Raw genomic sequence first — 21,315 nt, 5'->3', positions numbered from 1 at the left:
TGCTCGTGGCGGCTGCCCGTGGCTACTCCGTGTTGGAACGTTTTACCAACCAGCGAACTGCGCGATTTCTTCGTTCGAGACGGCAGAAAGTTCACTGAAAGCCCTGTCCAGGAGGTCAAGGGCCTTGTGGATGTCGGTTTCCGTTATCGTCAGGGGCGGTGTGAACTCCAGCACATTGCCGTTCATGCCGACATAATAGACGACGAGACCGAGCTGGTAGGCGCGGTAGATGAGCTTTGCCGTCTCGGCTCTTGCCGGTTCGCGGCTCTGCCGGTCGCATACGAGCTCCATGCCGCAGGCAAGTCCGCGGCCGCGGATGTCGCCGATCAGCGGATGCCGTTTTGCGAGTTCCGACAGACCATCACGCAGGAGCCTGCCCTTCCGCTCGGCCACAGCGGGGAGATCGTCCCGGTCGATCGTTTCCAGAACGGCAAGGCCGGCAGCGGCGGAGATCGGGTTGCCGTGCAGGGTCTGCATGGCAAATGCGCTCGCGCAGTCGAGGATCTCGGCCGGTGCGATGACCGCCGAGAGCGGTAGCCCGCCGCCAAGCCCTTTGCCCAGCACCAGGATATCGGGAACGAAGCCCTCATGCTCGAAGCAGTGCAGGCGGCCGCTGCGGGCAAGGCCCACCTTCACCTCGTCGCAGACGACGAGAATGCCATGGGCGCGGCAGATATCGGCGAACCTGCGCAGAAAGCCGTCAGGCGGAACGATCAGCCCGCCGTCCGACTGGATCGGTTCGATAAAGGCCGCACCGATCGAGCCGGCCGGAACCGCAGCCAGCTTTTCCTTGAGAAGCGTGAGGATGGCATCGCCCGTCGGATCGTTCCGATAGGGGCGATAGGGATCGGGGTAGGGCAGAAGGATCAGCCCGTCCGCTTTGGCCGCGTCGGCCTGAACGCTGTGGCCGGAAAAGGCCATCGAACCGACCGTGCAGCCGTGATAGGCGCCGGCGAAGGCGATGACGCCGCCGCGGCCGGTTGCCTTCACGATCGCCCGATAGGCGGCTTCGTTGGCATCCGAGCCGGAATGGCCGAACCAGACCTTGTGCGTTCCTTCGCCGGGAAAGCTGGCCAGCAGCCTTTCGGCCAGGGTCACGGCCGGTGCGTTGGACGCCGAAAGGATGCTTGCGCCCGCCGGATTGGCGGCAGCGGCGGAAACCGCGGCGACGATGGCCGGGTGGCCGTAGCCGAGGCTCGCCGCGCCCCAGGCGCCGGAAAGATCGATCAGCTCGCGTCCGTTCTCTTCGATCAGGCGGGCGCCTCGGCCACCCGAGATGGCAAGCGGGAAAAAGCGCAGCTTCTGCAGGTTGCCGATGGCCGCACCGTCGCGATCGTAAAGCGCCTTCGTCATCCAGCGTGCTCCTTCAGTGCTCCGGCAAGGCAGCGGGTGAGGCGTTCGCCCCATTCCTGGACACCGGCGAGCGTGTCGATCAGGTCGTGCCGCACCTCTATGAGCGCGCCGGCAAGACCGCGGGCGTCCGCATGGACGGGCACCGTGTAGTCCTCATCGGGATGGATGTTGTAGGGCTCGTTGTCGCCGATGGTCAGTGCGGCATCCGTCTGCAAGCCGTCGATCAGCGTCCGTCCGAAGTCCGTCGCCTTGCCGTAGAGGATGCCGGAATGCCACGGCCGCTGCCTGCCGAAAAAGACCGGCGTGAAGGAATGGATGCCGATGACGATCGGGCGCTTGCCCTCTTCCTGCAGGCGGTCGAGCCGGCGCGCGACGGCCTCGGCGTAGGGGGTGAACAGCGTGTCGATGCGCTGCTGCCTCTCGGCATCCGTCAGGTCGCGGTTGCCGGGGATCTCCGTCGTCTCGCTCACTTCGGGGATCGCCGAGGGCACATGGAGCGGTCGGTTGCAGTCGATGACGAGGCGGGAGTAGTTGGTCATGAACAGCGGCGCGTCCAGCGTGCGGCTGAGATGCTGCGACAATGCGCTGACGCCGATATCCCAGGCGATATGGCGCCGCCGCTCGGCCTCGGGCAGGCCGAGGTCGCCGAGCGCCCGCGGGATGCGGTTGGACGCGTGCTCGCAGAGCAGGAGATAGGGCGAGGTCCCGTCCGGATTGAGCACGGCATAGGGCGGCGGCTCGTCGATGGCGAGCAGCGGCAGGGCGGGATCGTGCCGCAATCGGCTCTCCTGCCGGGGGATGACCTTGGTCGATGTCATGATCTTTCCACCGCTCAATAGACGGCCGCGTAGCGCGCGCAGAGCGCTTCGGGCGAAAGCCCCTCGACGATCTCGATCTCCTTGCGCTTCATGGCGAAGTAGCAGTCGAGGAAATCCTTCGGGAACCAGCCGGTCACCACCTTGTCGGCGGCGAGCGTGTCGAGCGCTTCGGCAAGGCTCGACGGCAGGCGGCGGATGCCGAGCCTTTCCTGTTCCTCCGGCGGGAAGTCGGACGGGTCCGAATTGATCAGCGGCGGCTGCTCGAGCCCCTGCCGGATGCCCTCGAGGCCGGCGCGCAGCATGACGGCGAGCGACAGATGCGGGCTCGCGCAGGCGTCGGCGGCGCGGTATTCCATGTTGAACTGCTTTGCCGGGTTGCTGCCGGGCAGGTCCAGCGTCGGGCAGATGCGCAGCGTCGCCTCGCGGTTCTTCTCGCCAAGGCAGGTATAGGCCGCGCTCCAGTGATGCGGCACGAGGCGCATGTAGGACAGAACCGAGGGTGCGGTGAAGGCGACGAGCGCCGGCAGGTGCTTGATGACGCCGGCCGCGAAAGAGCCGGCAACCTTGGAAAGCCGGCCGGGGCGCGCGGCGTCGAAGGTCACGGGGTTGCCGTCGAGGTCGGTGAAGCTGACATGCAGGTGCACGCCGTTGCCGACCCCGTCGGCCTCCGTCTTCGGCGCGAAGCTGGCATGCCAGCCGAAGAGGGCGGCGACTTCCCTTGTGACGGCGCGGATCGTCGCGCCGCGGTCGGCGGCGACGAGCGCCGGGGCAGGGCGGCAGGTCACCTCGAACTGGTCCTTGCCGTATTCCGGCAGGAACATTTCCGGCTCCGCGCCGGCTTCCTTGAGCGCCGTCATCAGCAGCGAGCCGAAGGGCTCGGCGCGGCGCTGGGCGCGAAGGCCGAAGGAGGGGGCGGCGGGCCAGTCGGCGCCTATGATCTGGAATTCCTGCTCGACGGCGCTGACGACCCTGAGCCCGGCCTCCTTCTCGAAATCGGCGAGTGTCTTCTTCAGGAAGCCGCGCACGCAGCACTCCCACGGATCGCCCTTCAGGTCGGTGATGTCGGCATGGTAGAAATGCAGCGGCGTCTCGTCCGGCAGGCAAGTGACGCGCGCCTTGCTGGCGGGGTCCGCCATGAGGCGAAGGTCCCCGGCCGAACCCCAGGGGTTCGGGTCGGCGATGAGGTCGAAGGGCGTCAGCGCCAGGTTCGCCGGCACCCAGCCGACGCCCTTGCGCAGATAGTCTTCGATCTCGGCGGCGGCGAAGCTGCGCCCGCGCGTGATGCCGGCAATGTCCGTGGTGACGAAGGTCGCCAGTTCCGTGAGGCCGGAGAGCGCCTTGCCGTTGCTGCTGTCGTTCATGCTGTTCCCCTTCTTGAAGCGGTCAGGCTCGGCCGAGCCCTTCGAGGCGGCTGACGACGGTGGCGGTGTCGGTGATCCAGCAATAGCCGGAATAGGCGCGCAGCGCGGCTTCGTGGCGCTCCTGGCTGTAGGTGGCGCAGGCGTCATCCACCACGGTCACCAGATAACCGCGGTCGGCGGCATCGCGCACGGCCATGTCGACGCACTGGTCGGTGATGACGCCGGCGATGATCAGGTAGCGCGTGTTGAGGTTGCGCAGCACGTAGTCGATGTTGGTCGAATTGAAGACGCCGGAGGAGGTCTTCGGCAGCACGATCTCGTTGTCGACGGGCGCGAGCGCCGGGATCACCTGGCCTTCGGGCGAACCCTTCGGCACATGCATGCCGGAAAGCTTGTGGTCGAGCGAGCGGTCGCGGCCGTCCAGCGTCAGGCTTTCGATGATGGTGTGCAGCACGTTGCAGCCGGCCTTGCGGCCCGCTTCGAGAATGCGAACCTGGTTCGGGATGACCATCTCGCGCAGGCGCCGGTGGTAGTAGCTGTCAGCGTCCTGCGGATGGGTCGGGTCGAGGTTCGGCTCGCACCAGATGCGCTGCATGTCGACATAGAGCAGGGCTGTCATGCCGGGCTCGTAGGCGCTGTCGCGCCGCAGCAGGTCTTTGCCGTATTGCACTTCAATCGCAGTCATGTCTGTCCTCCAATTCGTAATCGTTCAGGCGCCGCCCTCGACGGGCGTGCCATAGGCGTCCTCTGTGATGCCGTAGCTGCGGCGCAGTTCCTCCATCCGCTCGATGCGGCCGCGCGACTGGGTGGCGAGGCGCGCGGTGAGGCCGGCAACCAGTGCCTCTGTCTGCGCGATAGCGGGCACCATCGTGTCGTAGGGCGACACCGTGTCGACCGGCGCCATCAGCGTGACGGCGGCGAATTCGGCGATGGGCGAGACCCAGCGGTCGGTGAAAAGCACGATCTTCGCGCCCTGCTTGGCGGCCTGCCGGGCGAAGCGGATCGTATCGATCTGGTAGCGGCGATAATCGTAGACGAAGAGCACGTCGCGCTTGCCGAGATCGACGAGCTGGTCGACCTGGTCGGCCTGCGTGCCGTTGATCCAGCGCGTTTCGGCGCGAAGCTGCTTCATATGCGCCCAGAGCAGCCCGGCGAGGAAACCGCTGAACCGGCCGCCAAGGCAGTGGACGCGCAGATTGAGATCCGCGGCCGCGTCGATGGCCGCCTCGAAATCGTCGGGCGGCAGCATCTGCATCGAGGATTCCAGCGCATGGATGCTGGCGCGCAGGAAGTATTGGTAGAAGTTCTCCTGCTCCAGCGAGGGCTTGCGCGTGTCGAGCATGGAGAGCGGCGAGCTCATGCGCTCCTGCACCTCGCCGAGCAGGGCGGCCTGGAATTCCGGATAGCCCTCGTAGCCGAGCTTGCTTGCGAAGCGCACGACCGTCGGGTTGCTGACGCCGGCGGCGGCGGCGAGATGCGCGACCGTGGCGAGGCCGGCCGCCGGATAGTTCGACAGGAGCTGGCGCACGATCTTCAGCTCCGCCCGCGTGAAGGCGATCTCCCCGTCCGTCAGACGATCTCGAATGGCCATTGTCCTGCCTCCCCCTCGTGATCGGCGTCGTGGCTCGATTTTAATTTTGTTACATTCTTGCTAGCAGACAATAAAAAATGAAACAAGATTGACATATGCGTTTTCTCGATTAACGTTTGTTGCGGGAACGGGTCCGGCAAACGGAGCCCATAAATCGGGAGAATGCTGATGGGGCGCATAAGGCGCGGGACCGTCGTCGGTATCGTTGCGACGGCGCTTCCCCTGGTGGTCGCCGCCGTTGTGGCGGCTGGCCTCTTTCCGGGGGCGGGGCAGCGGCTGGTGACGCTGTTCCTGATCAATGTCGTCGCCGTCGTCGGCATCGGCGTCTACAGCGGCAATTCCGGCATCATCTCCTTCGGCAATGTCGGCTTCATGGCGATCGGCGCCTATGCCTCGGGCCTCCTGACCATCAATCCCATCGTACAGAAGACGGCGCTGCCGCACCTGCCGGAATGGCTGATGGGCTGGGGCGCGCCGTTCCTGCCTGCGCTGCTCGTTGCGCTCGTCGTCGTGGCGCTGGTGGCGGTCGTCATCGGCATTCCGGTGGCAAGGCTCGGCGGCTCGTCAGCCTCGATCTGCACGCTCGGTTTCCTCGTCATCGTCCATGTCGTGCTTGTCGCCTCCAGCGATTTCACCCGCGGCAGCCAGACCTTCTTCGGTATTCCGCGCGCGGTGAACCTCTGGGTCGCGCTGCCCTTCGCGATCCTTGCCGTCGCCATCGCCCGCATCTATCGCGACAGCGCGGCCGGCATGAAGTTGCGCGCCTCGCGCGAGGACGAGATCGCCTCCATCGCGGTCGGTGTCGACGTGCGGCTCCACCGCTTCCTCGCCTGGGTGCTGGGCGCGATCCTTTCCGGCGCGGCGGGCGTGCTCTACGCCCATTTCATCGGCGCCTTCTCGCCAAAGGACTTCTATTTCAACCTCACCTTCATGCTGCTCGCCATGCTGATCCTCGGCGGCATCACCACCGTTTCGGGCGCGGTCGTCGGCACGGCGGTGATCATGGTCATCGTGGAACTGCTGCGAAAGCTCGAAGGCGGTGTCGATCTCGGCTTCCTCTCGCTGCCGACGGTCTTCGGTCTCACCGATATCGGCATCGGCCTTGCCATCCTCCTCGTCATGTACCGCCTGCAGGACGGTCTTCTCGGCGTGCGCGAACTCGACGAGCAGGTTCCGTTCCTCAAGCGCCTTGCCGCCGGCGGCGCGAAGCCCGTGGCGGTGACGGTGGCCGCGCCCGTCTCCGAAGCCGGCACGCTGCGCGTCGAAAAGGTCGGTAAGCGCTTCTCCGGCCTCGTCGCGCTGGAAAATGCCGATTTCGACATTCGCCCCGGCCTCGTCACCGGCCTGATCGGCCCGAACGGCGCGGGCAAGTCCACCCTCATCAACAGCGTTTCCGGCGTCGTGCCGCCCTCGACCGGGCGGGTGATGATCGACGGGGCGGACGTCGCCTCGCTCCCCGTCCATCGGGTGCCGGTCGCGGGCCTTGCCCGCACCTTCCAGAACATCCGCCTTTTCAAGAACCTTACCGTGCTGGAAAACGTCACCGTCGCAGCAAGCGCGGTGGCGAAGGATCGCGATCCGGTGGATCTTGCCCGCGAGGCGCTCACCGAGGTCGGTCTCGGCGACGTCGCCGGCCAGCTTGCCGGCACGCTCTCCTACGGCGCGCAGCGGCGCTTGGAGATTGCCCGCGCGCTGGCGCTGAAACCACGCTACCTGCTGCTCGACGAGCCTGCCGCCGGCATGAACCCGGCCGAGACGCAGGAACTGATGACGGTGCTCGACCGCATCCGCACCAAGCACCGCCTCGGCCTTCTGGTGGTGGAGCACGACCTCAAGCTCATCATGCGGCTCTGCGACATCGTCGTCGTGCTCAACAAGGGCCAGCAGATCGCCATCGGCACGCCGGCCGAGATCCAGGCGAACCCGGCCGTCATCGAAGCCTATATCGGCCGCCGCCGCTCGGCCGCGCCGCGCACGCAGTCCGTCATCGAAGCCGACGTGCCGGGTTTCGATCCGCATGCCGCCGGCAAGCCCGCATAACCACCAGAGGAGCATAGAATGAAAGCGACATTGAAGGTTCTTTTCCTGTCCACCGCGCTCGGCGCGCTCGCCCTTCCGGCACTTGCCGAAGACCTCGTGGTCGGGCTCGCCACCGCGCAGACCGGCGGTCTTGCGCCCTATGACCAGCCCTCGCTGAAGGGCCTCCAGATGGCGGTCGACGAGATCAACGCGGCCGGCGGCATCGCCGGCAAGTTCCCGATCAAGCTCGTCGCCAAGGATACCCGCTCGGATGCCGCCCAGACCGCGCTCGTCGCGCAGGAACTGGTCGATGAGGGCATCAAGATCCTCGTCACGCCCTGTGATGCCGACCCGTCGATCGCCGCTGGCCAGATCACGCAGGCCGCGCAGATCCCGGCCTTCTCCTTCTGCGCCACGACGCCGACCATGCCGCTCGCCGTTGGCGACTACATGTTCGGCAATTATCCGGCCGACAACGTGCAGGCGGCGGTGCTGGCGAACTACGCCAAGGAGAAGGGCTTCAAGACGGCCTATGTACTGAAGTCGCCGGACACCGCCTATACGCTGAAGCTGCCGGAATATTTCGCCACCAGCTTCAAGGGCAAGGGCGGCGAAGTGGTCGGCGAGGGCACCTACGGCATGGGCCAGCAGGATTTCAGCGCCGAGGTCACCAAGATCAAGGCGCTGAACCCGGCGCCCGACGTCATCATGACGGCTGCCTACGAGCCTGATTTCCCGGCCTTCATCCGCCAGCTTCGCGGCGCGGGCGTCACGACGCCGATCCTCGGCAGCGACGGCATCGATTCCCCGACGACCTTCGGCCTCGGCCCGCTGGTCGACGGCGTCGTCTTCACCACGGCGGGCTTCGCCGTCGAGGGTAGCCCGCTCGCTGCCTTCAACGAGAAGTACAAGGCCAAGTTCGGCCAGGACCCGGACACCGTCTACATCGCCAACGGCTACGATCTCGGCAAGGTCATCGAGGCGGCCGTCACCAAGGCCGACAGCGTCGAGCCGACGGCGATCCGCGAGGCCATCGCCGGGCTGGAGAATGTCGAGGGCGTTACCGGCAAGATCAGCTATGCCGGCACGCAGGGCATGCCGCTGCGTTCCGTCTCTCTGGTGCGCATCGAGGGCGGCAACCGCTCGCTGGTCAGCCAGGGCGTCCCGGCCGCCGAGGACGTTCCGGCGCCGTAATCTGCAAGCGACGCCCTCCGGCGCGGCCGGGGGGCGTTCCTACCTGCTGTGTGGCCGGGGCTAAGTGCCGCGGCGAGGATTTGCCCGATGACGCATGACAAGCACGATGAGACCCCCCTGCTGGAGGTCAGCGGCCTCAAGGTCGCCTATGGACCGGTCGAGGCGCTGAAGGGCGTGGACCTCACGGTCCGCCGCGGCCAGATCGTCACCCTTCTCGGCGCGAACGGCGCGGGCAAGAGCTCGACGCTCAATTCGCTCGTCGGCCTCGCCACCAAGAAGGCCGGCCGGGTGACCTTTGCCGGCCGGGACATCTCCGCGCTGCCGCCGGAAATGATCGTGCGCATGGGTATGACGCTGACGCCGGAAGGTCGCCGTATCTTTCCGACGCTGACGGTCGACGAGCATCTCCTCCTCGGCGGTGCAATGCACAAGCGCCGCGGCGAGATCGACGCGGTGCGCGAGGACATGCTTTCGCGTTTCCCCATCCTCAAGGAGCGCCTGCACCAGAAAGCGGGCTCGCTCTCCGGCGGTGAGCAGCAGATGCTGGCCATCGCCCGCTCCATGATGTCTTCGCCCGAGCTTCTGCTCCTCGACGAGCCGTCGCTCGGCCTTGCGCCGCAGATCGTCGACCAGATATTCGAGCTGATCGCGGGCCTGCGCGAGCGGGGCCTGACGATCCTCCTCGTCGAGCAGAACGTCGCGCTCTCGCTGGAGATCGCCGATGCCGGCTATGTCATGGCGAACGGCCGCATCGTGCTGTCCGGCCCGGCGGCCGAGCTGCGCAACTCCACCGAAATCCAGGGCGCCTATCTGGGCGCGTGACCGGCGAGAAGGAAAACCATCCATGGACATGTTCCTGCAACAGCTCGTCAACGCGCTCAGCCTCGGCGGCACCTATGCGCTGCTGGCGCTTGGCCTTGCCGTCGTCTTCTCGATCATGGGCCTCATCAACTTCGCGCATGGGGAACTGATGACGGCGGCCGGCTACGGCCTCTGCTTCGCGCTGATCTTCGGCCTGCCTTTCGGCCTCGCGATCATCGTCGCGCTGGCGGTCGCCATCGCCCTCGTGCTCCTGATGGAACGCGTCGCCTTCCGGCCGGTGCGCGGGGCGAGCGGCACGACACTGCTTCTGACGAGCTTTGCCGTCAGCGCCATCCTGCGGGTGCTGTTCCAGAATTTCATCTCGGCCAGGCCCAAGCCCGTGCCGATGCCGATGAGCCTTTCCGGCACGATCGAGATCGGCGGCCTCCATATCGGCATCATCCAGGCGATCTCCATCCTCGTGACGGTGATCATGCTGGTCGGGCTCAACCTCTTCCTGCGCACGACCGTGCTCGGCCGCGCCATGCGCGCCGCCTCCGAGGATTTCGCCATCGTGCGCCTGATGGGCATCCGCGCCAATGCGGTCGTCGCCACGGCCTTCGCTATTTCCGGCCTCCTGGCGGGCGTCGCCGGCATCCTGTGGGTCGCCCAGCGCGGCAGCGTCGATCCGCTGATGGGTTTCCTGCCGGTGCTGAAAGCCTTCATCGCCGCCATCATCGGCGGTCTCGGCAGCCTGTCGGGCGCCGTCGCCGGCGGTTTCCTGCTCGGTTTCATCGAGGTCTTCCTGCAGGCCTACCTGCCGGAAAGCCTGCTGAGCTACCGCGATGCCTTCACCATTCTTCTCGTCATCGCGGTTCTGCTGTTCGCACCGCAAGGCTTGTTGGCCCGCAAGACGATCGTAAAGCTCTGAGCACAGTCGGAGACAGAAAGAGGCTCCGGTCATACCGGAGCCTCTCGGAAGGATATCGAATGCTCTGGTCCGAACCTCTGGGTTCAGATCCAGACGCGCTCCCGCCAGCAACGACGGTGCCAGCGGCCGTGATGACGTACGCGGCGGCACACGCGGCGCCATACTCTCCGGCGATGGTGGCGATGCGGGCGATGGTGCCGAGGCCAATGCCCCCGCCGATGGCTGACATCGACCACATCCGGCTCTGAGGTTTCCAGCTCATCCAGAATGCCGCTTCCGGAGCCGATGTCGCCGGGGTTGATGATGCCGGCCTGCACACTTTCCGGTTTGACCACCGAAGCCAGGGCCGCAGCGCCGGCCAATCCGAGCAATCCAGTTAGAAATGATCGTCGATCCATGCTTTCCTCCTATTTGCGCGACGTCGAGGATTGAACAGGCGCGAGCCTGAATGGTTCCTGAATGGCGCTGACATCGGTTCGGCGCTCACGGCAACGAAGACCGGTTCAATCCGGCTTCAAGTTGCCCTGACGGCGTGCTAGTCACATATCGAGGGATAACCGAAGCTTTGCCGCGAAACCCGACAGGTTTGTCCATGTCGGGGTGGTCGTTCGTCCGCACCTGCATGGATCATCATGCCAGGAGGATGACGCGCATGAATCCGATCATCGTTTTGCTCGCTTTCGCGACTTTTGCCACGGGGACAGCCGAGAACATCATTGTCGGCATCCTCCTTGAGGTCGCCGACGGCCTTGATGTCTCGCCGGCGCTCGCCGGGCAGCTGACCGCCGTCTTCTCCGTCGTCTTTGCCGTGACGGCACCGCTTGCGCTCGTCCTGACGACCCGGATCGAGCGCAGGCGCCTGTTTCTTTGCGCTCTGGGCCTCTTCGTCGTCAGCAACCTTGCCGCGGCAGCAAGCCCGAATTTCACCGTCATGCTCGTGGCACGCGTCGGGATGGCCATGGCGAGCGCCACCGTCTGCTTGCTGGCAACGATGCTGGCGACGGAACTCGCCGATGAAACGATGCGGGGACGGGCGATCGGCATCATCTTCATGGGGATCAGCGGATCGCTGGTGTTCGGCGTGCCGGCGGGCATGGTGGTTTCGGATCTGGTGGGGTGGAGAGGCGTCTTCGTTGCACTCGCCACGCTCGCGGCCGCAGTATGGCTGGTGAGTTACCGGTGCGTTCCGGCCTCGGGGCTGCGCAGGACGGCCCTGCCCAAATATAGGGCACATCTTCGCGAAGCCCCTCTCGCCGCCGGCCAGCTCGTCTCCATCCTGATGATTGGCGGACACTTCGTTCTCTTCGCCTTCCTCGCCCCCTACTTTGTGCAGGTCGCCGGATTCGCAGAGAGGAATGTCGCTCTCGCATTCGCCGCTCTCGGGGTTGCGGGCGTGAGCGGAGGATATGTCGGGGGCTGGCTTTCAGACAGGCTTTCTCCGCGCGCCGCACTCCTGTTGACGCCATCGGCCTATCTGGTGGCGCTCGCAGCGATCCCGCTGCTGGAAAGCAATCCATGGCCGATGTTCGCCGTCATGATGGTCTGGGCGTGTATCAGCTGGATGATTTCCCCCGTCGTGCAAAATTTCCTGATCTGGTCGGGGCCGAAGACGGCCGAGGCGGGGATCAGCCTGAATTTCTCGGCAATGCATATAGGTGTCGGGCTTGGAACCGCGGTGGGCGGCATAACCCTCGAAGAGTTTTCGATCCGTGCGCTGCCTTGGACCGGCGCGTTCATAGCCCTGCTTGCCGTATTTGCGAGTTGCTACGCAATATGGGCGTTGAATATCCGAAAGTCCCGTATGGCAACGACATAGGGATGGAGCCGGCAAGGGACGTCGGCGTTCCGTTGCAAGTGTTTCGCCAACCGGCGACAAGACGGCGTGACCGGGGCAGTGCCCCGGTCATCCTTTTTGTCAGTGCTGCGGTGCCGGCTCGCCCGCCATCGTCGAGCGACCGTGCTGGACGAGCGGACGGTTGCCGGCCAGCCAGCGGAGCAGGACGTAGAACACCGGCGTCATGAAGATGCCGAAGAAGGTGACGCCGAGCATGCCGGAGAAGACGGCAAGGCCCATGGCGGCGCGCATTTCGGCACCTGCCCCGGTCGACAGCACCAGCGGCACGACACCCATGATGAAGGCCATGGAGGTCATGAGGATCGGGCGCAGGCGAAGGCGGCTTGCCTCGATCGCGGCCTTCACGGGCGTCCTCCCCTCGAATTCCAGCTCGCGCGCGAACTCGACGATGAGGATCGCATTCTTCGCCGACAGGCCCACCAGCACGACGAGGCCGATCTGGGTGAAGATGTTGTTGTCTCCGCCCGTGTACCAGACCCCGGCCAGCGCCGCGAGCACGCCCATCGGCACGATCATGACGATCGCGATGGGCAGCGTCAGGCTCTCATATTGCGCGGCGAGCACGAGATAGACGAGCAGCAGCGCGAGCGGAAAGACGACGATGCTCGAATTGCCGGCGAGGATCTGCTGGTAGGTCAGGTCCGTCCATTCGAAGTCGATGCCTGCCGGCAGGGTCTCCGCGGCGATCTTCTCGATGGCCTCTTGCGCCTGTCCCGAGGAGAAGCCCGGCGCCGGCCCGCCGTTGATGTCGGCGGCAAGGAAGCCGTTGTAGCGCGTGGTGCGCTCCGGCCCGGTCGTGGCATCCACCTTGAGGAGGGCGGCGAGCGGGATCATCTCGCCGGACTGCGAGCGCACCTTCAGGTGGCCGATATCCTCCGGCTCCGCGCGGAAGGCGGAATCGGCCTGCACGCGCACGCTGTAGGTCCGCCCGAAAGCGTTGAAGTCGTTGACGTAGAGCGAGCCGAGATAGATCTGCAGCGTCTCGAACACGTCCGTCACCCGAACGCCGAGCTGCTGGGCCTTGGCCCGATCGAGGTCGGCGTAGAGTTGCGGCACGTTGATCTGGAAGCTGGAGAACAGTCCCGCCAGTTCCGGCGTCTGGTAGGCCTTCGCAAGGAAGGCTTTCGTCGCCTCGTCGAGCGCCTGGTAGCCGAGGCCCGCGCGGTCCTCGATCTGCAGCTTGAAGCCGCCCGTCGAGCCGAGGCCGTTGACCGGCGGCGGCGGGAAGATGGCGATGAAGGCATCCTGGATGCTCGCGAATTTCTGGTTGAGCTGCATGGCGATCGCCCCGCCGGAAAGCTCCGGCGTCGTGCGCTTGTCGAAATCGTCCAGCGTGGCGAAGACGATGCCCGAATTGGAGCCGATGGTGAAGCCGTTGATCGACAGGCCCGGGAAGGCGATGGCGTGGGAGACGCCCGGCTGTTCCAGCGCGATCTTGCTCATCTTCTTGATCACCTCCTCCGTGCGGTCGAGCGTGGCGCCGTCCGGAAGCTGGGCAAAGCCGATGAGGTACTGCTTGTCCTGCGCCGGCACGAAGCCGCCGGGCACGGCGTTGAACACCGCATAGGTCGCCCCGACCAGCACCAGATAGAGCGCCATGACCGCCGACTTGCGCGAGACGAGCCCGCCGACGCTGCGCCCGTAGCCGTTCGAGGCCGCGCCGAAGACCCGGTTGAAGCCGCGGAAGAACCAGCCGAACAGGCGGTCCATGGCGCGGGTCAGCCAGTCCTTCGGGGCGTGGTGGTCCTTCAGGAGAAGGGCGGCCAGCGCCGGCGAGAGCGTCAGCGAGTTGATCGCGGAAATCACCGTCGAGATGGCGATGGTCAGCGCGAACTGCCGGTAGAACTGGCCGGACAGGCCGCTGATGAAGGCGAGCGGGACGAAGACGGCGACGAGCACGAGCGCGATGGCGACGATCGGCCCCGAGACCTCGCGCATCGCCCGGTAGGTCGCCTCGCGCGGGGAAAGGCCGTTCTCGATATTGCGCTCGACGTTCTCGACGACGACGATCGCGTCGTCCACCACGATGCCGATGGCGAGCACGAGGCCGAAGAGCGTCAGCGCGTTCACCGAGAAGCCGAAGGCATACATCACCGCGAAGGTGCCGATGATGGAGACCGGGACGGCGAGCAGCGGGATGATCGAAGCGCGCCAGGTCTGCAGGAACAGGATGACGACGAGCACGACGAGCGCCACCGCCTCCAGCAGCGTATCGACGACCTTGTCGATGGAGGCGCGGACGAACTCCGTCGTATCGTAGACGATCTCGTATTTCACGCCGTCCGGCATCGCGAGCTGGAGCTGGTCCATGGTCGCGCGCACATTGTCGGCGATCTCGATGGCGTTGGAGCCAGGCGCCTGGAGCACGGCGATGGCGACGGCCGGCTGGCCGTCGAGAAGGGAGCGCAGCGTATAGTCGGCCGCGCCCATCTCGATGCGGGCGACGTCCCGGAGGCGGGTGATCTGCCCTTCCGCGCCGGCCTTGACGATGATGTTGCCGAATTCCTCCGGCGTGCGCAGGCGGCCCTGCGCGTTGACGTTGAGCTGGAGGTTCACGTCGGAAGGCGTCGGCGAGGCGCCGATGATGCCGGCGGCGGCCTGCACGTTCTGCTCGCGGATCGCGTTGGTGATGTCGCTTGCGGCAAGCGCATGCTCGGCCGCCTTCTGCGGGTCGATCCACACGCGCATCGCATAGTCGCCCGCCCCGAAGACCTGCACCTGCCCGACACCTTCGATGCGGGCGAGGCGGTCCTTGATGTTCAGCGTCGCGTAGTTGCGCAGATAGGTGACGTCGTAGCGGTCCGTCGTCGAGACGAGGTTGACCACCATGATAAAGTCGGGCGAGCTCTTGACGGTGGTGACGCCGAGCGCGCGCACCTCCGCCGGCAGGCGGGGCTCGGCCTGCGCCACGCGGTTCTGCACGAGCTGCTGCGCCTTGTCCGGATCCGTGCCGAGCTTGAAGGTGACGGTCAGCGTCAGGACGCCGTCGGACGTCGCCTGGCTGTTCATGTAGAGCATGTCCTCCACGCCGTTGATCTGCTCTTCGAGCGGCGTGGCGACGGTTTCGGAAATGACGACGGGGTTTGCGCCGGGATAGACGGCGCGCACCACGATGGATGGCGGCACGACCTCCGGATATTCGGAAATTGGCAGGGCGCGCATGCCGATGAGGCCTGCCACCACGATGAGGATCGACAGCACACCGGCAAAGACCGGGCGATCCACGAAGAAACGCGAAATATTCATGTCAAGAACCCCTCTCCAGGGACGAACGGACCCGTCCGGCGGGCAAGGCTCCGCCGGCAGGCATGGGATTTCTGTGGTTGGAGGCAGGGCGCGGCGTGCGCCCTGCCGGCCCCCGTTACTTCACGGAGGCGACGTTTTCCTGCACCTGCGGGTCGACGACGGCGCCGGGGCGGATGCGCTGCAGGCCGTTGACGACGACCTTGTCGCCGGCTGCAAGGCCGCTTTCGACCACGCGCTCGCCGTCGGAAAGGCTGCCGAGAACGATGGGCCGGTAGGCCACCTTGTTGTCCTTGTCGACGACGAAGACGAACTTCTTGTCCTGGTCGGTGCCGACCGCCTTCTCGCTGACGAGGATCTTGCTTTCGGCCCGCGGCTCGCCCATGCGGATGCGCACGAACTGGCCGGGGATCAGCCTGCCGCCCGGATTGTCGAAGACGGCGCGCACGGCGATGGTGCCGCTTGCCGCATCCACCTCGTTACCGATGAGCTGGAGCTTGCCGCGGATCGGCGTGCCCTCGTCGGCAAGCGTGCCGACCTCGACCGGGATCTGCTCGATCGGCCGGAGCGCGCTGTCGGAGGCGGGCAGGGCTGCGAGCGCCTTCGCGACCGTTTCCTCGCTGACATTGAAGCCCGCATAGATCGGGTCGACGGAAACGAGCGTCGTCAGCGCCGGCGAGGCGGAGCCCGCTGCAACGAGGTTGCCCACTGTGATTTCCACCTTGCCGGCGCGGCCGGAAACGGGGGCGCGGACATTGGTGTAGTCGAGTTCGAGCTGGGCGGCGTGCAGGGCCGCTTGCGCGGTCTTGAGGGCGGCGTTGGCCTCGGCCAGCGCGTTCTGGCGCTGGTCGACCTCGCTCTGCGAGACGCTGTTGCTTTGGGCGAGGCGCTCGCCGCGCTCAAGCTGGATCTTCGCCAGCGTCACCCGCGCCTCCGCCGAGGCGAGCTGGCCTTCGGCCTGCGTCACCGCCGTCCTGTAGGGCTCGGGATCGATGGTGAAGAGAAGGTCGCCCGCCTTCACGAGCGCGCCTTCGCGGAAGTCGACCGACTGGATGGCGCCGGCGACGCGCGAGCGGACCTGCACGCGGTCGATCGCCTCCAGCCGGCCGGAAAACTCCTGCCATGTCACGACGTCGCGGTTCTCGACCACGGCGATTGTCACCGGTACGGCGGGCACTTCGGCTGCCGCGACGGCCTCGGCCTGGGCGGCAGTGCCCGGCAGTTGAAACATCAGGGCCGCGGCAGAAACGGACACGGCCAGACCCAGGCCGGCGCCCGTGAGGGCCCAGCGCTTGCGCTTCGACATCATTGTTTTCTCCTTGTGGCCTCAGGCCACGCTATGCGTTGTTTTCATATAAAATCAGTGAATGCTAATATCGTGAACGAAGCCGCAGAACTGGTCGGAGAGGGTATCCGCCCAGGGCCCGGCCCCGTTGAGTGTCCCGCCGTAAATTCCCGGCCAGCCTGTTCCCGCGGGAAGGACATGCTGGCGAACCGTAACGCCTGCTTCGGTGAGGCGGGCGGCATAGCCGAGCGTCTCGTCGAGCAGCGGATCGTCTGCCGATGAAAGAACCAGTGCCGGTGCAAGGCTCGCAAGGCGCGAGCAGAGCGAAGGCGCGGCATAGGGGTGGCAGACGCCGGCGCTGAGATAGTGACTCCAGCCGTCCGACCAGCGCTCGCGCATGCCGATGCCATCGGCCTTGCTGAAGGATTGCGTCGCCATGAACGGGTCGAGCAGCGGCGAGAGCAGCACCTGGCCGTCCAGTTCGTCGGCGAAGTGGTCGCGCGCCTTGAGCGCGACGCCGGCCGCGATATTGCCGCCGGCTTCCTCGCCGCCGACGAGCAGCGGCGACTTGCGGTCGCCGAGGCCTGCGCGCTTCTTGGCGAGATAGGAGAAGATCGAGAAGCCCACCTCGAGCGGTTCGGGGAAGGCGCTTCCCGATGCGTTGTAGTCCGGTACGGCGACGATGGCGCCGGTGCCGGCGATGCATTCGGCAAGCGGGCAATGCCTGAGCCCGGTCTCCCGGAAGGCTCCGCCGTGGAAATAGAGCAGGACGGGCGCGCCCTTGGCATATTCGGCGCCCTGATAGACGCGCACCGACACGGGGCCGGAGGCCACCTTGTCGAATGTCATGTCCTTGATCTCTACGGGCATCGATTTTGTCCTGCGGCCCGTCTGGAAATAAGCTGGGCCCTCACCATTTATATCGTTCGTCATTTTGCCCCAGATAAGTGTTGTAAAACCGATTTCACTGTCCAATATTTCGAACAATCATACCTTCCTGCGTGGGAATGTTCCATGGATCAGCTTTCCGCGATGCGCGCCTTCCTCCGTGTGGTGGAGATGGGCAATTTCACGCGGGCGTCTGCGGCGCTCGGCATGCCCAAGGCGACCGTCAGCAACCTCATCCAGAATCTCGAGACCCATCTCCAGACCAAGCTCCTCAACCGCACCACGCGCCGGGTCATGGTGACGACCGACGGGGCACTCTACTACGAAAGGGCGAACCAGATCGTCAGCGAGCTCGACGAGCTGGATGGCAGCCTCACCCATTCGCGCACCAATCCGAGCGGGCGCCTGCGCGTGGAGATGTCAGGCGTCTTCGCCGATCTCCTCGTCATCCCCGAGCTCAACGATTTCCATGAACGCTATCCCGATATCCATATCGACCTCGGCGTGGGGGACCGGACGGTGGACTATCTTGCCGAGAATGTGGACTGCGCGCTGCGCGCCGGTTCTCCGGGCAATGTATCGCTGATCGCCCGCCGCGTCGGGGAGATGGACATGGTCGTCTGCGCCGCGCCGCGCTATCTCGAAACCTTCGGCGCGCCGGGTCATCCGTCGGAGCTGGAAGCGGCGCATCATTGCGTGAACTATTTTCTCGCGCAGACCAACCGGGTCACTCCCTTCGAATTCGAGCGGGAAGGCGAGACGGTCGAGATCACCGGCCGCTATATTCTCTCGGTCAACGATGCCCGCAGCTACCTTGCCGCGGCGCTCGCCGGCCTCGGCGTCGCGCCGATGCCGTGCTTCATGGCGCACGACGCCCTTTCCAGCGGCCAGCTCGTTCCCATCCTGCCGGGCTGGCGCGCCGGGCCGATTCCCCTCTATGTCGTCTATCCGCCGAACCGTCACCTCAGCAACAAGGTGCGTGTCTTCGTCGATTGGCTCGTGCCTCTGCTTGCGCGCACGCAATTGGCAGCCCGCGTGACGAAGGCCTGAGGCTGTTCAGGCGTCAGCCCGCGCATCTGATCGAGGAAGAGTGTGGAATTTTCGCGTTCACTGATTTCGCCCGTGCCGGCATGCGGATAAGGTGCCGCGCATTGCGCAAGATGACGGAGCGGAGGCGGCTGGATGGCGACGACAATCACGGTGGACGATGTGCTGGACCGGGCAGGGGCGGGGACCTATCAGCGGCGGCTTCTCGCGATCTTCGGCCTGGTGTGGACCGCCGATGCGATGCAGGTGCTTGCCGTCGGCTTCACGGCCGCGTCGATCGCTGCGACGTTCGATCTCACCGTCCCGCAGGCCCTGCAGACGGGGACGCTCTTCTTCCTCGGCATGCTGGTGGGCGCGGCGGGCTTCGGCCGGCTTGCGGACCGGATCGGCCGGCGGCGGGTGCTCATCGTCACGGTCGCGTGCGACGCCGTTTTCGGGACGCTTTCCGTCTTCGCGCCGGACTTCACGATCCTGCTCGTCCTGAGATTCCTCACCGGCATGGCCGTGGGCGGCACGCTGCCGGTCGACTATGCGATGATGGCCGAATTCCTGCCGGCCCGGAATCGCGGCCGCTGGCTCGTCATGCTCGAAGGGTTCTGGGCGGTTGGCACGCTCGTCGTCGCGCTCGCCGCCTGGGCCATCAGCCTCGCCGGCCTCGCCGACGGCTGGCGCTACATCTTCGCGGTGACGGCTGTCCCGGCGCTTCTCGGCGTCGGCCTGCGCTTCCTGGTGCCGGAATCGCCGCTCTATCTGCTGCGTCTCGGAAAGACGGAAGAGGCCAAGGCCGTCCTCGGCCGGATCCTCGCCGTCAACGGCAAGGCGGCGCTCGCAACGGACGTGTCGCTGGCGGTGCCGGCAGCTTCCGGCGCGGCCGGCATCTTTTCCGCGCCGCTTCGCCAGCGCAGCCTGATGATCCTCCTGATCTGGTTTCTCGTTTCGGTCTCCTATTACGGCGTCTTCACCTGGCTGCCGCCGAAGCTTGCGGGCGACGGCTTCGGCTTTGTGCGGGGCTACGGCTTCCTCGTTTTCCTGGCGCTCGCCCAGATCCCCGGCTATGCGCTCGCCGCCTACGGCGTGGAGAAATGGGGGCGGCGTCCGACGCTCATCGGCTTCTGCCTGCTGTCGGGGCTCGGCTGCCTGCTGTTCGTCGTCGCGGGAACGACGACGCTGATCGGCACCTCGCTGCTGCTCATGAGCTTCGCGCTGCTCGGCACCTGGGGCGCGCTCTATGCCTTCACGCCCGAACTCTACCCGACCGCATCCCGCGCGACGGGCATGGGCATGGCGGGGGCCGTCGCCCGGCTCGGCGGCCTTCTTGCGCCCTCGCTGATGGCGCTCGTGGTGGAGCGCGGCTTCGGCCTCGCCATCGGCATCTTCGCCGGCCTTCTCGCCGTCGCCGCCGTCGCGGCCTTCCTGATCGATGCGGAGACGCGGCAGGCATCGCTCGCTTAACGCACAACCCTGCCGCAGTGCGGGCAGGCGGTCGCCGGCGTTTCAGGCATGATGCGGCGGGGCAGCATCTTGGCTGCCCCGCCATTTCATATCTCAGCCGAGAACGGCCTTCACCGCGTCGGCCGTCGCCTTCACGACGATATCGGCCTCCTCGCGGGTGAGGCACAGCGGCGGGGCGAAGCCGAGGATGTCGCCTTGCGGCATGGCGCGGCCGATGACGCCGCGTTCGAGGAGGGCGCTCGCCACCTGCGGGCCGATCTTCCGCGAAGGATCGAAGAAGGTGCGATCGTCCCGGTCCTCGACGAACTCCACGGCAGCCATCAGGCCATCGCCGCGCACTTCGCCGACATTCCTGTGGTCGCCAACGGCTTTGGCGAGCTCGCTGCGGAAATAGGCGCCCGTCGCGCCGGCATTTTCCACAAGGCCGAGTTCGTCGATCAGCTCCAGATTGGCGACGCCCGCGGCGGCGCAGATCGGATGGGCGGAATAGGTCCAGCCATGGCCGATGGCGCCGAGTTCGTCGGACCCCTTGATCAGCACCTCCCAGACCTTGTCGGAGACGATGGTGCCGGAGAGCGGCGCATAGGCGGAGGTGAGGCCCTTGGCGATGGTGATGAGCGCCGGCTTCATGCCGTAGTGATCCGAGCCGAACATCGTGCCGAGGCGGCCGAAGCCGGTGACGACCTCGTCGGCGACGAGCAGGATGTCGTATTTGTCGAGCACGGCCTGGATCTTCTGCCAGTAACCCTTCGGCGGCGGCACGATGCCGCCGGTGCCGAGGATCGGTTCCCCGATGAACGCGGCGACCGTCTCCGGGCCCTCGGCGAGGATCATTTCCTCCAGCTTGTCGGCGCAATATTGCGAGAACTGCTCCTCGTCCATCGAGCGGTCCGGCCGGCGGAAGAAATAGGGTGCTTCCGTGTGCAGGATCGGCGCGCGCGGCAGGTCGAAGGCGTTGTGGAAGAGGTGGAGGCCGGTCAGCGAGCCGGTCATGACGCCGGAGCCGTGATAACCGCGCCAGCGCGAGATGATCTTCTTCTTCTCTGGCCGGCCGAGAATGTTGTTGTAGTACCAGATGAGCTTGATGTTGGTCTCGTTGGCATCCGAGCCCGAGAGGCCGAAATAGACCCGGCTCATGCCCTCGGGTGCGCGGTCGATGATCATCTTGGACAGCGTGATCGAGGCTTCCGTGCCGTGGCCGACATAGGCGTGGTAGTAGGCGAGGTTCTTGGCCTGCTCCGCGATGGCGTCGGCGATCTTCTGGCGGCCGTAGCCGACATTGACGCAATAGAGGCCGGCAAAGGCGTCGAGGCTGGTCTTGCCGCCGGTATCGGTGATGTAGACGCCTTCGCCGCCGCCGATGACGCGCGTCGGCGTCTCGCCGCGGGCATGCATGCCCATATGGGTGGAGGGATGGAAGAAGTGGTCGCGGTCCCAGGCGGTGAGTTCGTTGCGTCTGTCGGCCATGGTCTTTCCT

General features: G+C 66.0%; 17 protein-coding genes. 7 read left to right on the top strand and 10 right to left on the bottom strand.

Annotation, left to right across the window (positions count from 1 at the left end):
- Positions 1-42: 42 nt before the first annotated feature.
- Genes ACZ48C_RS20965 through ACZ48C_RS20945 form a run of 5 tightly spaced genes read right to left on the bottom strand, consistent with a single transcriptional unit; the run spans position 43 to position 5,123 of the window.
- Positions 43-1,353: an aspartate aminotransferase family protein gene (locus ACZ48C_RS20965; RefSeq protein WP_464782835.1), complete on the bottom strand. Its 1,311-nt coding sequence runs from the start codon at positions 1,351-1,353 to the stop codon at positions 43-45.
- Entirely contained in the window at positions 1,350-2,171 is an 822-nt protein-coding gene (locus ACZ48C_RS20960) for an N-formylglutamate amidohydrolase (protein WP_464782834.1), read from the bottom strand. The genes ACZ48C_RS20965 and ACZ48C_RS20960 overlap by 4 nt, the downstream gene beginning before the upstream one ends.
- Positions 2,172-2,185: 14 nt before the next feature.
- Positions 2,186-3,532, bottom strand: a complete 1,347-nt coding sequence (locus ACZ48C_RS20955) for a glutamine synthetase family protein (protein WP_464782833.1) — start codon at positions 3,530-3,532, stop codon at positions 2,186-2,188.
- A gap of 22 nt (positions 3,533-3,554) precedes the next feature.
- Positions 3,555-4,217, bottom strand: coding sequence for a cysteine hydrolase family protein (locus ACZ48C_RS20950; protein ID WP_464782832.1), 663 nt, complete (start codon positions 4,215-4,217; stop codon positions 3,555-3,557).
- A gap of 24 nt (positions 4,218-4,241) precedes the next feature.
- Positions 4,242-5,123, bottom strand: coding sequence for a MurR/RpiR family transcriptional regulator (locus ACZ48C_RS20945; RefSeq protein ID WP_318912761.1), 882 nt, complete (start codon positions 5,121-5,123; stop codon positions 4,242-4,244).
- Positions 5,124-5,291: 168 nt separating this feature from the next.
- On the opposite strand from ACZ48C_RS20945, the gene ACZ48C_RS20940 reads away from it, so the two are divergent.
- From ACZ48C_RS20940 to ACZ48C_RS20925, 4 genes are all read left to right on the top strand, one after another.
- The gene (locus ACZ48C_RS20940) at positions 5,292-7,163 is read left to right on the top strand and encodes a branched-chain amino acid ABC transporter ATP-binding protein/permease (RefSeq protein WP_464782831.1); all 1,872 of its coding nucleotides are present in this window, start codon (positions 5,292-5,294) and stop codon (positions 7,161-7,163) included.
- 18 nt (positions 7,164-7,181) lie between these two features.
- Positions 7,182-8,336 carry an ABC transporter substrate-binding protein gene (locus ACZ48C_RS20935; RefSeq protein WP_464782830.1) on the top strand — a complete coding sequence of 385 codons (1,155 nt, stop codon included), beginning with the start codon at positions 7,182-7,184 and terminating at the stop codon, positions 8,334-8,336.
- Positions 8,337-8,423: 87 nt separating this feature from the next.
- The gene (locus tag ACZ48C_RS20930; protein WP_464782829.1) at positions 8,424-9,158 is read left to right on the top strand and encodes an ABC transporter ATP-binding protein; all 735 of its coding nucleotides are present in this window, start codon (positions 8,424-8,426) and stop codon (positions 9,156-9,158) included.
- A gap of 22 nt (positions 9,159-9,180) precedes the next feature.
- Positions 9,181-10,068: a branched-chain amino acid ABC transporter permease gene (locus tag ACZ48C_RS20925; RefSeq protein WP_318912757.1), complete on the top strand. Its 888-nt coding sequence runs from the start codon at positions 9,181-9,183 to the stop codon at positions 10,066-10,068.
- An 83-nt stretch (positions 10,069-10,151) separates the two neighbouring features.
- On the opposite strand, the gene ACZ48C_RS20920 is transcribed toward ACZ48C_RS20925, so the two are convergent.
- On the bottom strand, positions 10,152-10,466 hold the full coding sequence (locus ACZ48C_RS20920) for a twin-arginine translocation signal domain-containing protein (protein WP_119255507.1): 315 nt from the start codon (positions 10,464-10,466) through the stop codon (positions 10,152-10,154).
- A gap of 254 nt (positions 10,467-10,720) precedes the next feature.
- Between ACZ48C_RS20920 and ACZ48C_RS20915 the strand changes: the two genes are divergently transcribed.
- The gene (locus ACZ48C_RS20915) at positions 10,721-11,884 is read left to right on the top strand and encodes an MFS transporter (protein WP_464782828.1); all 1,164 of its coding nucleotides are present in this window, start codon (positions 10,721-10,723) and stop codon (positions 11,882-11,884) included.
- Positions 11,885-11,983: 99 nt separating this feature from the next.
- Here the strand turns inward: ACZ48C_RS20915 and ACZ48C_RS20910 are convergent, their stop codons facing one another.
- The 3 genes from ACZ48C_RS20910 to ACZ48C_RS20900 all read right to left on the bottom strand — a co-directional run bounded on the left by ACZ48C_RS20910 (position 11,984) and on the right by ACZ48C_RS20900 (position 17,321).
- The gene (locus tag ACZ48C_RS20910) at positions 11,984-15,169 is read right to left on the bottom strand and encodes an efflux RND transporter permease subunit (protein WP_424548060.1); all 3,186 of its coding nucleotides are present in this window, start codon (positions 15,167-15,169) and stop codon (positions 11,984-11,986) included.
- A gap of 115 nt (positions 15,170-15,284) precedes the next feature.
- Complete coding sequence (locus tag ACZ48C_RS20905) at positions 15,285-16,475, bottom strand: efflux RND transporter periplasmic adaptor subunit (RefSeq protein WP_119255510.1); 1,191 nt, start codon at positions 16,473-16,475, stop codon at positions 15,285-15,287.
- A gap of 51 nt (positions 16,476-16,526) precedes the next feature.
- The gene (locus tag ACZ48C_RS20900) at positions 16,527-17,321 is read right to left on the bottom strand and encodes an alpha/beta hydrolase fold domain-containing protein (protein ID WP_119255511.1); all 795 of its coding nucleotides are present in this window, start codon (positions 17,319-17,321) and stop codon (positions 16,527-16,529) included.
- Between the two features lie 144 nt (positions 17,322-17,465).
- On the opposite strand from ACZ48C_RS20900, the gene ACZ48C_RS20895 reads away from it, so the two are divergent.
- On the top strand, positions 17,466-18,389 hold the full coding sequence (locus ACZ48C_RS20895; RefSeq protein WP_464782827.1) for a LysR family transcriptional regulator: 924 nt from the start codon (positions 17,466-17,468) through the stop codon (positions 18,387-18,389).
- Between the two features lie 132 nt (positions 18,390-18,521).
- Entirely contained in the window at positions 18,522-19,838 is a 1,317-nt protein-coding gene (locus ACZ48C_RS20890; RefSeq protein ID WP_464782826.1) for an MFS transporter, read from the top strand.
- A 93-nt stretch (positions 19,839-19,931) separates the two neighbouring features.
- Here ACZ48C_RS20890 and ACZ48C_RS20885 read toward each other — a convergent pair whose 3' ends face one another.
- On the bottom strand, positions 19,932-21,305 hold the full coding sequence (locus ACZ48C_RS20885; RefSeq protein ID WP_464783936.1) for an aminotransferase: 1,374 nt from the start codon (positions 21,303-21,305) through the stop codon (positions 19,932-19,934).
- Positions 21,306-21,315 lie beyond the last annotated feature (10 nt).

Source organism: Shinella sp. 1A1 (assembly GCF_055379515.1).
The sequence above is the reverse complement of the archived record's forward strand: the minus strand, read 5'-3'. Positions and strand labels throughout refer to the sequence as shown.